Raw genomic sequence first — 14034 nt, 5'->3', positions numbered from 1 at the left:
AACTCGGAGGAACTAAAACTAAACAATGACAATCTGAATGATATCGATGATTTGTGAAGTAAAACACTTAAAGTAACGGATGCGTTAGTTCAGGAAGGATTAACGCGCCTTTGTTTTGAAATTGTTGTACTAACGTGGCAGAATAGTTGTGCGAAATGTTCCTAGTTTAAATGGAGGATGGCTACATCACTCTGGTAAAGGCTAGGCGATTCTCTACGGAATTGAAGGATTATATTTAAGAATCAAATGAGGAGGTAACGCTCGGAAGGGTTCTCTCTAAGTCGATTAGCACTTGAATTAGTAAGAATAATAGTGTTAAAAGCTCGGTGAAAAGGCGTAGGAATTTACCGTAACATGGAGGACTTACTTCTAATGAAATGGTAATAAGGAAAATTATAATGACAATAGTTATGATATAACTTATTTTTGTATCAGTGAAAGTGGTGGCACGGGACCAATGAAGTGTCTAATCAACACAGAGGGATAGCCACTAGACTAATGAAGAATCATTCAACCATGTAAGGCAGATCTTTATCGGTTAATAAGGTTCTCGTGAGACTAAAAGAGGTTAACTCCGAAAGGGGTACCGACTTATTGAAACGGAAGAAACTGAGACATAATGAGTATTATAATCTACAAGAGTGTTTTGACACTCTCTATACTCGAAGTGTCAATGGTGAAAAGTTTTATGGATTAATAGAATTGATGAGTTCTAATGAAAATATAAGGCTTGCCTATCGAAATATCAAAAGGAATACAGGAAGTAAAACGGCAGGAATAGATAAATTAACAATTAAAGATATTAGTCATTTATCAGTGGAGATGTGACAGTGAAGGTTCAATCTATGTTTCAATCATTTGAACCACAAAAAGTTAGACGTGTTTTAATTCCCAAAGCAAATGGCAGGGTACGACCACTAGGAATTTCAACCATTTGGGATAGAATTTTTCAACAGTGTGTTTCACAAGTATTAGAGCCAATTTGTGAAGCGAAGTTTCACAAGCATAGCTATGGATTCAGTCCTAATAGAAACACCCATCATGCGAAAGCAAGATTTGAGTTTTTAATAAATCAATCTGGACTTCATCACTGTATTGATGTTGATATTAAAGGTTTCTTTGATAACGTAAATCACAGTAAACTCTTAAAACAGATTTGGTCTTTAGGGATAAGAGATAAATCATTGATTGCCATTATCTCGAAACTATTAAAAGCTGAAATTCATGGTGAAGGTGTACCAACTAAAGGAACACCGCAAGGTGGCATTTTATCTCCCCTATTATCAAACATTGTTTTGAATGAACTAGATTGGTGGATAAGTAATCAATGGGAAACTTTTGCCAGTGACTTTCAATATAAGACAAATGGGATTAAATATCAAGCACTAAAGAAGTTTGAGCTAAAAGAATGTTATATTGTCCGCTATGCGGACGACTTCAAGGTACTTTGCCGCACACGTTCACAAGCAATCAGAATGAACTACGCAATTAAAGATTTCTTGATGACTAGATTGCACCTTGAAACTAGTGAAGAAAAATCTAAGGTAATAAACCTAAAGAAAAATTCTTCCGAATTTCTCGGGTTTTCCATTAAAGCAATAAGGAAGGGCAAAACGAGATTTGGCTATGTAGCCAAGTCAAATATGTCTAAGAAAGCAAAGATAAATACTTCTAACAAAATAAAAGAAGCAATAAAGGCTGTTCAGAAACATCCTAGCAATCAAACTGTTTGGAATTTCAACACTATCGTTATGGGGATACAAAATTACTATTCAGCAGCCACTAGAATTTCGATAAATCTTAATGAGTTAAACTCTTATCTACGAAAAACGATGTATAATCGCCTAATGATTCTTAGAACAGACGCAGAATTCCATGACATGACTAAGACATTACAAAAGAGGTATAAAGGATACAAGTGCAAACTGTATAAGATACAAAACATGGTTTTTGTACCTATTCATGCCCAAAAATACAAAACGAATTTATGTTTTTCACAGGATACGTGTAATTACACTACCGAAGGTAGAGAGAAGATACACAAAGGATTGAAAGCCATAAACAAAGATGTTTTATCGCATATCATGAAAAGTTTTATTTCTAATCGGACAATTGAATATAACGACAATCGAATAAGTAAATTTATCGCTCAGTATGGTAAGTGTGCCATTTCTGGAGTAGAACTAGGTCTAAATGATTGGCATTGCCACCATAAGAATCCCTATCATTTTTCAAAAGATGATTCATTCTCAAATTTAGTAATACTTCATGAGTCAGCCTACATATTAGTACACATGAAAGATAATGATAAAATTAATGCATTAATAAAAGTATTAAATCTTTCCAAAAAGCAAGTAGAAAAACTTAACGAACTTCGATTACAATGTCATAATCAAACAGTTTGATTTCGGAGAAAGCAAAAGTCAAATCTAAAAATACATAAATTGAATGAATTGGATTAGTTGGAACGCCGTATGCGGTGAAAGTCGCATGTACGGTGTGAACAGGGGGAAAAGGGAGCGATAACTTCAAACCCTTACCTATCTGTATTAATAAGCGATATTAACTGAATGTCGCATTGAATAGTAAAAGCCTCTCAATCACCAGTATCATTGAGAGGCTTTTAAATTAGAAAATTATTTCTTTACAGCGTGGATAAAATGGATTGTCTCGAACGCAGACAAATAGTCCGTCCTATTTTTAAAGAAAAGCTCATTTATCGTAGTTGGTGATAAATGTTCATAAATTAGTAAACCTGATTTTTCTAACATGTTCTCTATTTCATTATAAGTGAAATTCGATTTCATTGGTTCCCCACTTGCTGAAGCCATTTTTACCAAATTTTCAACTCTATTAGATATTCCTTTTTCTTTAAAGAGTTTTTCATCTGCATAATCAAAAACAATGGAGCTACCAGGTGGGACGTTAGAAAATAAATGATTGATTAAGGCCTTATTTTCCTCTTTAGTTAAATAATATGAAACACCTAAGAGGCTAAAGAAAGTTTTTTTGTTATTAAACCCTTCATCTGCTAAATCTTGATGGGAAAATTCAGTAGTAAAGTCCATAGAAACAAAATGAAGATTATTCGGGATATTAAGTTTAGCATCCTCTAACTTTTTCTTTTTAAATTCTTGTGTAGCTGGATGATCAATTTCAAATATCTTTAATCTGCTTTTCAACTCTGGATATCGGAAACAGAAAGTATCCAGGCCTGCTCCAAGTATGACATATTGTTTTACACCTAACCTAATTTCATTAAGTAATACTTTTTCGCAATAGGCAGAGCGTGCTAAGGGTGTTGGGGAAAGTTGGACCTGTGTAATCCATTTTAAAATTTCCTCTGAATCATCTTTAAATTTTTGCCCAATATCTCTGTTGAAAAACTGTATACCGTTAATCATATTACTGCTGATAGCTGAAAACTCTCCTTCGGAAATTAAATTGTTTGCCAAAAAATCATCAAAAATTTTGGGTGTGTCATATTTATTATGATATGCACGACCGAAAGCCGATACTAAGGAAGTTAAACTGGATTCATTTTTTTTCATACCCTTTTCCTCCCATATATAAAAGAATAAGATTCTCCTGGCCAGGAGAATCTTATTATACACAATTAAACGATAACCGTAAATTATAGCACAAATAAATTATTTTGTCAAATTTAATGATTGTGTATTATAGGGAAATATTTTAATAAAAAATTCTAGTTCGATTAATGGGTGCGCGCGACAAGTTCTGCTATAAGCGTTCTGTAGCGTGAAAATGCAGGGAATTCATTTATTTGAATTCCAACTTTACAATGGAAGGTCGGAATGATGGAGCCATGTTTTTTCTGAAACGACCTCATTAAGATTCCTGCGTGCGTTATGAGTGACAGTTCATAGGGTTCGAAGCACAGGTAGAGTCGGCAGAAGGAAGGCTATAGCCATTCCAATGGAAAAGGTATGCTAACTGATATGCCGGATGGCTGAAAAACTAGATACGGTGAGAATGTTTCATCCTAAAGGAACCGACGAACTTCCGAATTTAAGGGTCTAAAGTTAAGAACATAGTGTAAAGCTATGTCCCAACTAACGTTGGGGCGAGTGGTGTTGAGTAAAACTGCACCCTCTGAAAAACGCTATACCGAACAATGGCGGTATCAAGCTCGCAGGCTTAGAGGAAGCACCTACGTCTAGAATGGATAGCTACATTGTAAGGGACTTGGGAAGCAAGGAACGTTGAAGTGAGGACTGTCATCCGAAACGTTTGCTATAAGGTTAAAAACTGAAATGCATTTATTCTTGCGAAGGTAGGGTTACAACTGATGAATCTCCTGTAATGGGAGTGGAGGAACAGCCCCAAGTCTAGCGAGATAGAACGATTATTTTCTTCACGTGAATGACACCGATCGGGTAAGAATGTGGGGACATCACTCATAAGGAGGGATGCCGCAGTGTCCACTTTGAGATATTGGGATTACTACAATATGACAGAAGCCTTTACGGATTTACACGAAAGAGCCAATAATAAAGAATCCTTCGATTGTTTATATGAAATCATCACATCAAGGGAAAATATTTTATTAGCCTATCGAACAATGAAATCCAATAAAGGTTCGAGAACACCTGGTACAGATGGGAAAACCATCAAAGATATTAAAAAGTTATCGGAAAATGAATTAGTGAAAACAATCCAAACAAAACTAGAAAACTATCACCCTAAGAAGGTCAAAAGAAAATGGATTGAAAAGGAAAACGGTAAATTTAGACCACTTGACATTCCATGTATTCTTGACCGCATCATTCAACAATGTTTTAAACAAGTTCTTGATCCAATCGTTGAAACTTATTTTTATAAACATAGCTACGGTTTTAGACCGTTACGGTCTACTCATCATGCTATGGCAAGAATTCAATTCTTAATCAATAAATCGCAACTGCATTATGTTGTTGATATTGATATCAAGGGATTTTTCGACAATGTCAACCATACCCTCCTTCTTAAACAATTATGGAACTTAGGTATCCGTGATAGAAAGGTTTTAGCTTGCATTGCTAAAATGCTAAAAGCTGAAATTGATAAAGAAGGCGTACCATCCAAGGGCGTACCGCAGGGTGGCTTGTTATCGACAATATTATCAAATGTTGTACTCAATGACTTGGACCACTGGGTTTCCGAACAATGGGAATTCTTCCCTCTCACAAAAAATTATAAAACAAGAGAGGGTGAGCTATACGCTAAGAAGCGTACAAATCTCAAAGAGGGGTACCTCGTCCGCTATGCGGACGATTTTAAAATTCTCTGTCGAGATGGAAAAACGGCTCGAAAGTGGTACCATGCGGTAAGATTGTACTTAAAAGAACGACTAAAACTAGATATTTCACCAGAGAAATCGCAAATCGTAAACTTACGAAAACGAGAATCCGAATTCTTAGGGTTCACGATTAGGGCAGATATTAAAGGGAAGAAAAGAGTTGCCACACAGGCATTAAACACAAAAAACGGGAGAAACTCAAAGAACAAGCTAAAATGCACATACGAAAAATGAAAAACTCTCCTACAATTCAAAATGCCTTACGCTATAACAGTTTTGTTTTAGGTATTCATAATTACTTTAACCGAGCTACACACGTTAATCCAGAATTCTCACGTCTTGCCTACGAGATAAAAGCCTTTCTGTACAACCGCCTTCGTTCTGTTGGGAAATATGGGCATCCAATCAATCCTAATTCGACTTATAAAAAGTTTTACAGCACAGGATTTAAAACGTTTAAGATTGCTACTGTCTATTTGTTTCCTATAGGAAACGTCAAAACAGTAAATGCAATGAACTTTAGTCCAACATTATCTCTTTTTACAGAAGAAGGCAGAAAGAAAATCTACGATAAACTAAAGCCTAATATTAAGTCAGAAATTAGCGAACTAATGAAGGCAACCCTTCCTAATAGAACGGTTGAATACATGGATAATCGCATTAGTCGTTTCAGTATGAAAATGGGAAAATGTGAAATCACAGGTTGGGACTTAACTGCTTATGAAGTTCACTGCCATCATTATATACCCAAAAATCTCGGAGGAACTGATAAGTTCAACAATCTTCGCATTCTTCATAAAGACATACATCGGCTTGTACATCGTAAGGATAAAGAGAAGATTGCATCAGAAATACAAAAATTCGGTTTTAATCACTCAACGATAAAAAAACTAAATCAATACCGAATGGAATGCGGGCTTTAAAAGGTAGAATAATCTCACGTCTAAAAGTAACGAAGAACTTATAATCTAGTACATAACGGTAGATGGACCGCCGAATGCTGGGAAACTAGCACGTTCGGTGCGGAGCAGGGGAAAAGCTGGAGATAGCATCAAACGCTTACCTATTGCTAACTTTAGCTTAACAAAGAAACGATCAAACTTTATTGTAACAAATAATATTCATTCAAACAGAAAACCGTAATTTTTAATCAATATTGATTAAAGTTACGGTTTTCTGTTTTTTGTTGTATAGGGAAAGGAAGATGTTTTTATATCAATCTTTATTTTAAAGCTACAGGGGGATTGTCTGTGTTATCATACTTGAGCAGGTGTGCCTCTTTGGTAATATTTATGACAGACCTGCGATTGTTCCTTAACACAGACAAAAGTTAAGTCAATGGGGGCGGCGCTATTTATGGCAAAGCATTTACTGTGGATCTCCCTTCCGCAATTACTGGCTCAAACATCCGCATACAGTGGCTTAAAACTCCGCACTGCTGGCTCAATCTGTCCGCAATACTCATAAGCTATTTTGAATATGAATTATTAGATTCAGCTATCCAAAGAAATACTTCGAATAAAATTTCTACTAAAGAACTTTTAGAACGTATGTCAGAGCAAGGTTTGTGTAAACCATTTTGCGATTCATTACTTAACAATCAAAAATTAAAGTAAAACTACTTTTATTTACTTGAGACTTTGTGAATTTATGCACTTAAATTAACGGGTGCGTTAGATAAAGAAGGTGATCTATAAAGGTCGCCTTTTTCTTATGGTAAAATTCCAATAATATATTTGGAATATTATGTTACTATTGAGATAGAAGTTATTATGGTTATCGAATATAAAGAGGATATTGTTTTTAAGGGGGAAGGCTCTTTGGTTTATAACGAAGCTTTATCTAAAACTTTTTTGACTTTTGCTGAAAAGGAATGTAAGGGTTCGAGTATGTTATATGAATATTTGTCCATAAAAATTTCTAAGGATGATGAACTTCTTACAATTTGCAAGAACGCAGGCGAGGGGCAACCTATCCCAAACCTTTTATTTGGTGCAGTGCATTATCTTTTACTAAAAGGTAAGGAACACCCATTAAAAGAGTTTTACCCGAGCGTAGTAAGTAATCCAAAGGCATATAGGTACTCGTTTGAATTCTTTAAGGATTTTTGTTGTAAATATCGGAGTGAAATTGAGTCAATTCTCAAAACTAGACTTGTCCAAACGAATGAAGTACGAAGATGTGCATACCTTTATCCTGCTTTTTGTACTATTTACGAGAAAGCGAAGAAACCATTAGCACTTATTGAAATTGGAACAAGTGCAGGGGTACAGCTTCTTTGGGATAAATATTCATATTCATACGGACAAAATGACATTTATGGTAATATTGATTCCAATCTTAATATTACAGCAGAAATAAAAGGGAAAAATACTCCAATTCTCCATTCGACACCACCACCAGTATCGACAAGGGTTGGTCTAGATTTAAATACAATTGATCTCAATGATGAGGATGAGAAATTGTGGCTTAAATCCTTAATATGGACCGAACATAAAGAGAGGTTGTTTATGTTTGAAGAAGCTGCAAAATATATTCAGGAAGTTGCAGTGAGTTTATTTGATGGTGATGGAATAAGTTTATTATCTAAATTTGTTGATAACATTCCAGAGGACAGTGTGATTTGTATTTTCCATACTCACGTTGCTAACCAAGTCCCTTTAGAAATGAAAAAACAACTCTTACAAATTGTTGAAGCTATTGGTAAAAATAGAGACGTATTCCATATTTACAATAACATTCAAGATAGGTATTTACACCTTGATTATTATTTGGATGGTATTGAAAGTAAAAGCACTATAGCTGAAACCGATGGACACGGTAGATGGTTTGAATGGTTTTTGAAACGCCAAATGCCAATTCAGTAAAATGCTAAAGCTGCTACTCTATGGGCAACTTTTTTGCCCTTTGAGACTTTGTGAAAAGATGTACTTAAACAAACGGGTGCTTTAGTTAAAGAAGTAAAATAACAAATTAGAGGCAACTTGGTTAGCCAAGTTGTTTTTTTATGGCTCGCATATAAGAGTGATTTTTTTATAGCAGTATTAGATGATAAATTAACATAGTATTCAGCACAACTAATAGCAGGCTATTTAGTGGTTGAATGCTAAGTTGCATTGTTTAACTAATTTACATGCTAATTTTTTTGCTAATTATATCACCAAATACTAAAAAACCCTTATAAAACAATAAAAATAGAGGTACCAATTTTTTTGCTAATTGGATCTCTATTTTGTTTGCTTTTTATATATTGTGATTCAAAACCGAACCCGTTATTTTTCCTTCGTGACTTTTTTCTTGCATGGGAGTCCATGTCTATGTACCCAACCTTCTACCGTTTTCCGATCCACACCAAGAATTGTTGCCAACTCATGCATCGTCAGCATACCGGTTTGAGATTTGGTATGATTGATATTTAGGCGTTTCATCTTTATTTGAACACTATCGAAAGACCTTCCTAAATTTTTAGCGATAGTGGACATTTTAACAAATCCTGCATCATCTTTTAAGTATTCGATTTCTTCATTACTCCATATCATACCCAAGTTCATCATCCTTTTTAGAAATCTTTGTAACCTACGTGAATGAAATAGCTATTTTTCCGCGAAAAAATAGCCCACCTAAAAAAGGTGGACTTGGATAGTTATTCATCAGGAATAACTACTATTTCCATCCTTTTCGGTAACCCGGCGATCCTAGTTTAAAACCTTAGACCCGTAGCTTTGCGTCCTTACTTTTCAGATAAGTTTGCCATTATCGTAGGAATTGATTTTTATTCTACTATTAACACTAGGCGAATAGTAGATGGCGAAAAAGTTACTTGTCTATCATAATCTGTTTTTTCGAGGGTTGCAATGGAAATTTAATGACAATGTAAGGAACGATTTAGATGATTTTAACTGGACATGGCACCTCCCACGTAATCCATTCTTCCCATCTCGAAAGTTTCGGTTCCCGAAATAAAATAAGCATTTCCAACTAATTATCTAAATATTAAATGAGTTCAAATTAATCATGAAATAGAAACTCTATTAATCTATAATTACATCTATCAACTTTTTTAAGGGGGCTTTATTTTGAAAAAGAAACAGATTCTACCAGTACTACTATCATCCACACTAATCGCAGGCTCATTTGCTATGACTCCTGTCTCCGCACAGCCACAGGATGCGAGTGCACCTGTTAATGTTCAGGCACAAAAAGTCTGGAATGAGAAGGCAAATGTTCCGGTTTTTGTGAAGGAGAAATTTGCAGAGAAAAAGGAATCGAGCAATGCGGCAAATGCCGTAGATTATTTAGAAAAGAATGAAGCAAAGACAGGAATTAAAAATGCGAAACAAAACTTGAAGGTGAAAAACGTTCAAGAAGATGACTTAGGAATGACCCATATCCGCTTTGCTCAAACAAAGGACAATGTTCCTATAGAGGGATCAGAAGTGATTGTCCACTTCAATAAAAATAATGAAGTGGTAGGTGTAAACGGACATTACAATAAAATAGCGGAAGAACAGGGAATTCAAACAACGGCTTCTATAGATAGCGAATCAGCACTGGAAATTGCAAAAGCATCTGTTCATGCACCAGAGCAGTTAAGCTATGAGCCGGTTTCAGAAACAGTTGTGTATCCATTTGAAGGAGAGAACATTTTAGCACATAAAGTGAACCTTACTTTCCTTGGAGACGAGCCGGGAAATTGGTTTGTTTTTGTTGATGCCAATACTGGAGCGGTTATCGATAAGTACAATGCCGTTCTTCATGCTGATGAACTGAAAACCAAAGACCATAAAGGCGTAGGACAAGGGGTTCATGGAGAATTGCGTGACCTGCATACGACTTTGGAAACAAAACCGGGACAAGGAACAAGTTTCAAGTTATACGATGAATCCCATGAAAACGTAGAAGGAATTTACACCTTTGATCATAATACCGGAGAGATTTTTGAGAATAATAGTTCTTCATGGAAGGATGAGTACCATAGTCCAGCTGTTGATGCTCATTATAATTCAGAAACGGTCTATGATTATTACTTAGAAGAACATGGAAGAAATTCACTGGACGACAATGGTATGGCCATTATCTCATACGTTCATTTTGGTACAGATTACAATAACGCATTCTGGAACGGCCGTCATATGACGTACGGAGATGGCGATGGAGAATTCATGGTCCCCCTTTCTGCAGGTCTGGATGTTGCAGCACATGAAATGACTCATGGGGTTATCTCCCATACAGCTAACCTGCAATATCGCAATCAATCTGGAGCATTGAATGAATCTTTTGCTGACGTGTTTGGTGCCTTAATTGATGCTGATGATTGGGAAATGGGCGAAGATATCATGGCTCCCGATGCCAAAGCAGACGGAAGAACAGCATTACGCAGCTTGAGCAACCCAGGAAAATTCGAAGTATCTGAAGAAAGAGCTCCATATGGAAATGGCTACTATCCAGAGCACATGGATGAATTCTATGATATGCCAATTTCCGTTGATAACGGCGGGGTTCACGTGAATTCTTCCATTACCAACCATGCCGCCTACTTAATCGGCGAACAAATTGGAAAAGAAAAACTTGGCCAAATCTATTATCGTGCGCTAACAGTCTATCTAACTCCGACATCTGACTTTAGTGATGCTAGACAAGCAATTGTGCAGTCTGCTGTTGATATTTATGGTGAAGGCAGCGAGGAAGTAGCAGCGGTTGAGAGTGGTTTTGATCAAGTGGGGATTTATTAACAGAACATACTGTGAGAGATTTTTATAAAATGTTTGGAGGGATTTGATGAAAAATATAAAAAAGAAACTACTAACCTTAACAATGACAGGAGCCATAATTCTAGGAGGAACGTCCATTTCTTCTCCTATCGTGAATGCTGTTGGAAACGGACCAAATTATGGAGGAAATGAAACAGTTAACACCTCTATCCTAACAACCTATCAGGAAATGGTAGACTTTCTTGAAAAGCAGGAAGCAAAACAGGATCAAATGGAATTGGAAGTCATCGGCCAAACGATGCAAGGTAGAGACATCCATTTGGTTAAATATTTATTTAATCCGGACAACCCAACCGTACTTTTCCTAACTCAGCAGCATGGGAATGAACAGCTGACAACAGAAGGTGCTCTAGAGTTCATTAAACATCTTGGGACTGGAAAAACAAAAGGCGTTTTAGAAAATGTAAATGTACTTGTTTTACCAATGCTTAATGCCGATGGAGCCATGGGAGATGTGGATATCTCCTTAGATGATTATATTGCAGACGGCGATCGTCATCTAACGCGCTACAACAAAGTTGGAGAAGATTTAAACCGTGATCATATTGATAAAATTTATCCAGAAACCCAAGCATTACATGAAAATGTCCTTCAAGCTTATAATATTGATTACATGATAGATTTGCATCACCAAGGGGCACAACGAGTAATTAATGATGACGAACTTGTATCTGGCTCGATTCTTTATCCAACTTCTCCCAATGCAGATGCGGAAGTCCTGGAGAATTCCAAACGTTTAGGTGCAGTTGTCTATGATGCCATTGACTCTAAGGGATGGGGCCATATTGGCAAATATGTAGGTGGAACGGCAGAAACCATTGGACGTAACGGAATTGCTGTAGAATATGGTATCTCTACACTATTATTTGAAATGCGTGGTATGTCCGATCATTATCGTGAAAACTATGTACTCGGCCAAAAGAGTAATGGCTATCTTATCAAACAAACAATTACTACTTTAGATGCGGCAGTTCGAGCAATTGCAGATGGATCGATTAATGAAAAGGATATTTCTTTCTGGGATACTTTGCCAGAACAGACGACAAGGGATACAGAATAATTTAGTTAAAATGAGCATAATTAGCGAAAAGGTTCCAATTATATTTTTGTTGATTGGAACCTTTTTCATCTTATGAGCAACCAAGTAGCCTCTTGACCATCAATCCGTCTCCAGCGGCAACACTTTTTCTGAAGTCCACTCAGCCATTGAACCATCATAAACAGCCACGTTTTTCTGACCAAGCTTATTTAGTAGTAGCGCATTCCAAGTAGCAGCAATCCCACCACCACAATACGTTATGACTTTTTTATCTGGATCTAGTGCACCTACTTTTTCAAAATTCTCTTTCAAAGTAGCCTTATCATGAAGTTCCTTCGTCTTTTCATCTGCATGATTGCCAAAAGGAACATTGCAACTGCCAGGGATTCGTCCATTTTTAAAATCTTCTTCGGACAAACTGTTAATAATAATGACATTATCATCCTCTATTGCCTTTTGTACATCCTCTTTGGTCACAATCATTTCCGGCTGGCGTTTTCCCGTGAAAGTAGCTTTCGGGTATGACTTCACTTCTGCGGAGACTGGCCTTCCTTCATCGAGCCATTTGGCAAAGCCACCTTCAAGGACCGCTACATTATCAAAACCTTCATATCGTAATTGCCAAGCAAGCCGTGATGCCCAGTCTGATGCAATGATTGGAGAACCAACCGTCGCATAACCTTGGTCATATATCACAACATAGGTTCCTTCCTCTCCAACACCAATCTCTTCCATCTTTTTCACAAATCGCTCTCGTGACGGGATGGTAAATCGAAAAGCTCCATCTGGATCAGACAAGTCATTTAACAGATCGGCAAAAACAGCACCAGGAATATGACCTTCCTCGTATGTTTCTTTCCCAGACCATAATTCAGGTGCTCCATTATCTGTATTCTTCAGATAGGTAGTCGCATCTAATAATCTTAAATTAGGATCCTCTAGTTTTTCTTGCAACCAATCGGTGGTTACTATCAATGGCACTTTGTTCATCTGCTTTCCTCCTATTAATACTTTTCATACCAACTTACTTGTATTAATTTTAATGATACTACTTCCTTTTAGAGTTTACAATTTTATGCTTCCTAAAAGTGCCTGTCACTTCCCGAAATATGTATTATTTTGTCGAACCGGTTATGAATTCTCTACTGTTTGTGGTCACATAAAAAATAGAGTAGAATCATTTAACTAGCTGATTCTACTCTATTACATGAATTACCTCATTATTTCCATCACAACAATATAAACTAGAGCTAATACAAAGCCAACTTGTCCTATGCATATATTCGGACGCCATTTACTCTTCGTCTTTCCTTCAGAGTGCTCATCTGTTGAAACGTTGCAGGAGTTACATGAGAAAATACTGCTTTTTTCATGAAATTTTTGATTCAAGTGATTCACCTTCCATTCATGCATTATTGGATTTATTGTGAAATCTTGGTTCAAGCTGTTCCAGACACTTGATATATGATGGATGCATGATTACTTTTTGACTAAACACAATTATATACCCACAATGGTATATAATCAATAAATTAATATGAAAAAAAGTCAGGATACGAAAAATTCCGTATCCTGACTTTTGCTTTGCCTAGCGGCGTCCTACTCTCGCAGGGGGAATCCCCAACTACCATCGGCGCTGGAGAGCTTAACTTCTGTGTTCGGCATGGGAACAGGTGTGACCTCTCCGCTATCGCTACTAGGCCTACATGATGTAGGTCGTTCGGTGTTGTTCACAGGACGTGAACGGTTTTAACCGAACATCCTTTACTTTCTAGGTTTGTACCCTAAAAACTAAATAAGAGTAAATCTAAGACATCTTGAAGAAGTTAGTTAAGTCCTCGATCGATTAGTATTCGTCAGCTCCACGTGTCACCACGCTTCCACCTCGAACCTATCAACCTCATCGTCTCTGAGGGATCTTACTC

8 protein-coding genes, 2 rRNA genes, 1 pseudogene and 1 riboswitch are annotated in these 14034 nt (G+C 36.6%); of the genes and pseudogenes, 6 read left to right on the top strand and 5 right to left on the bottom strand.

All coding sequences use genetic code 11. From position 1 onward, the window contains the following. Positions 1-594: 594 nt before the first annotated feature. Positions 595-2405 (top strand): annotated as a pseudogene (gene ltrA / locus D8M06_RS19250) (group II intron reverse transcriptase/maturase). A gap of 231 nt (positions 2406-2636) precedes the next feature. Here ltrA (D8M06_RS19250) and D8M06_RS19245 read toward each other — a convergent pair. Further along, positions 2637-3551 carry a class I SAM-dependent methyltransferase gene (locus D8M06_RS19245; protein WP_077706735.1) on the bottom strand — a complete coding sequence of 305 codons (915 nt, stop codon included), beginning with the start codon at positions 3549-3551 and terminating at the stop codon, positions 2637-2639. An 887-nt stretch (positions 3552-4438) separates the two neighbouring features. Here D8M06_RS19245 and ltrA (D8M06_RS20230) point away from each other — a divergent pair. The 3 genes from ltrA (D8M06_RS20230) (at position 4439) to D8M06_RS19235 (ending at position 8166) form a co-directional block, all read left to right on the top strand. Further along, positions 4439-5533, top strand: coding sequence for a group II intron reverse transcriptase/maturase (gene ltrA, locus D8M06_RS20230; RefSeq protein ID WP_241559006.1), 1095 nt, complete (start codon positions 4439-4441; stop codon positions 5531-5533). Then, positions 5515-6222, top strand: coding sequence for an HNH endonuclease (locus D8M06_RS20225; RefSeq protein ID WP_241559005.1), 708 nt, complete (start codon positions 5515-5517; stop codon positions 6220-6222). The genes ltrA (D8M06_RS20230) and D8M06_RS20225 overlap by 19 nt, the downstream gene beginning before the upstream one ends. An 897-nt stretch (positions 6223-7119) precedes the next feature. Further along, on the top strand, positions 7120-8166 hold the full coding sequence (locus tag D8M06_RS19235) for a DUF2332 domain-containing protein (RefSeq protein ID WP_277749497.1): 1047 nt from the start codon (positions 7120-7122) through the stop codon (positions 8164-8166). A 405-nt stretch (positions 8167-8571) separates the two neighbouring features. Here the strand turns inward: D8M06_RS19235 and D8M06_RS19230 are convergent, their stop codons facing one another. Then, a complete protein-coding gene (locus tag D8M06_RS19230; RefSeq protein ID WP_121206199.1) occupies positions 8572-8844 on the bottom strand; it encodes a helix-turn-helix domain-containing protein in 273 nt (90 codons plus the stop codon). Positions 8845-8976: 132 nt separating this feature from the next. Next, positions 8977-9061: riboswitch (cyclic di-GMP riboswitch) on the bottom strand. A 314-nt stretch (positions 9062-9375) separates the two neighbouring features. Here D8M06_RS19230 and D8M06_RS19225 point away from each other — a divergent pair. Next, positions 9376-11031 carry a M4 family metallopeptidase gene (locus tag D8M06_RS19225; protein ID WP_121206198.1) on the top strand — a complete coding sequence of 552 codons (1656 nt, stop codon included), beginning with the start codon at positions 9376-9378 and terminating at the stop codon, positions 11029-11031. A 55-nt stretch (positions 11032-11086) separates the two neighbouring features. Continuing rightward, the gene (locus D8M06_RS19220; protein ID WP_121206201.1) at positions 11087-12130 is read left to right on the top strand and encodes a M14 family zinc carboxypeptidase; all 1044 of its coding nucleotides are present in this window, start codon (positions 11087-11089) and stop codon (positions 12128-12130) included. Positions 12131-12229: 99 nt separating this feature from the next. On the opposite strand, the gene D8M06_RS19215 is transcribed toward D8M06_RS19220, so the two are convergent. The 3 genes from D8M06_RS19215 to D8M06_RS19205 all read right to left on the bottom strand — a co-directional run. Beyond that, positions 12230-13099, bottom strand: a complete 870-nt coding sequence (locus D8M06_RS19215; protein ID WP_121206197.1) for a sulfurtransferase — start codon at positions 13097-13099, stop codon at positions 12230-12232. Positions 13100-13695: 596 nt separating this feature from the next. Further along, positions 13696-13810, bottom strand: a 5S ribosomal RNA gene (gene rrf / locus D8M06_RS19210). 125 nt (positions 13811-13935) lie between these two features. Then, a 23S ribosomal RNA gene (locus D8M06_RS19205) occupies positions 13936-14034 on the bottom strand; the annotation flags it as partial.

Origin of the sequence: Oceanobacillus halophilus, from assembly GCF_003628505.1 — a bacterium.
Lineage (GTDB): Bacteria > Bacillota > Bacilli > Bacillales > Amphibacillaceae > Oceanobacillus > Oceanobacillus halophilus.
Note: the sequence above shows the minus strand (reverse complement) of the source record. Positions and strands in the feature narration are given on the sequence as shown.